The sequence below is a fragment of the Acinetobacter sp. 228 genome, assembly GCF_048147885.1.
In genome coordinates, this window is record NZ_JAYWYV010000317.1 from 1 (window position 1) to 1,296 (window position 1,296).

Sequence of the window (1,296 nt, forward strand, 5' to 3'; positions counted from 1 at the left end):
TGTAATTGGAAATTATGTCACTGAAATTAATGTGACAAGTCCAACCTGTATTCGTGAAATTGATGCGCAATTTGGTACATCAATTGCCGATGACCTATTTGATGTATTAGAAGCTGGTCGTCCAGCATAAGGGTCTATTTCGGGTGGTTTCCTAAGCTTATTATTGGAAATCACCCGAAAATATATGAATTAATAAAATCACAATATGAAATACGCTAGCGCTTTGTAGGCATATTTTCAAAAAAGCACATCTTTCTGTTATAAACGAGTGAAATTCGCTTTTCGTTAATGAAGCTTTAGGATTAAAATAAACGGCTACAAAAATAGATGACAATTTCCATTGTTTTTTGAGTTGAAGAATTAGACCGTGACCGATTCACAGCAAAGCAAACCTAAACATGTCATGATGATGGCTGCCGGTACTGGTGGACATGTTTTTCCAGCCCTCGCCGTAGCCAAACAACTTCAACAACAAGGTTGTCAAGTTTCATGGTTAGCCACGCCAACAGGTATGGAAAATCGTTTATTAAAAGATCAAAATATTCCAATTTATCAAATTGATATTCAAGGTGTGCGTGGAAACGGAGTGATCCGTAAACTTGCTGCACCTTTTAAAATTTTAAAAGCAACTTTTAGTGCAATGCGCTATATGAAACAGCTTAAAGTGGATGCTGTTGCAGGCTTTGGGGGATATGTGGCAGGCCCGGGTGGGCTAGCAGCGCGTTTATTAGGTATTCCTGTTCTCATCCATGAGCAAAATGCGGTTGCAGGATTTACCAATGCACAGTTATCCCGTGTTGCTAAAGTGGTATGTGAAGCGTTTCCAAATACATTTCCTGCTAGCGAAAAAGTAGTGACAACTGGCAATCCGGTACGTCGTGAAATCACTGATATCTTAAGTCCAAAGTGGCGCTATGATGAACGCGAGCAAGCGGGTAAGCCGTTAAATATTTTAATTGTGGGCGGCTCTTTAGGTGCAAAAGCACTGAATGAACGCTTACCTCCGGCATTAAAACAACTTGAAGTTCCACTGAATATTTTCCATCAATGTGGTCAGCAACAGGTTGAAGCAACTCAAGCTTTATACGCAGACGCACCAGCAAATTTGACCGTACAGGTTTTGCCGTTTATTGAAGATATGGCGAAAGCTTATAGCGAAGCAGACCTGATTATTTGCCGTGCTGGTGCTTTAACTGTGACAGAAGTAGCAACAGCTGGTGTTGCAGCAGTTTTTGTACCGCTTCCTATTGCGGTGGATGACCACCAAACTGCAAATGCCAAATTTCTGGCCGATGT

The 1,296-nt window shown here is 41.0% G+C and carries 1 protein-coding gene and 1 pseudogene; both read left to right on the plus strand.

The window, feature by feature from the left end:
- Positions 1 to 130 (plus strand): annotated as a pseudogene (locus tag VXQ92_RS18560) (glutathione synthase); the annotation flags it as partial.
- A gap of 237 nt (positions 131 to 367) precedes the next feature.
- The coding region (murG, locus tag VXQ92_RS18565; protein WP_416682799.1) for an undecaprenyldiphospho-muramoylpentapeptide beta-N-acetylglucosaminyltransferase at positions 368 to 1,296 on the plus strand (929 nt) is incomplete at its 3' end.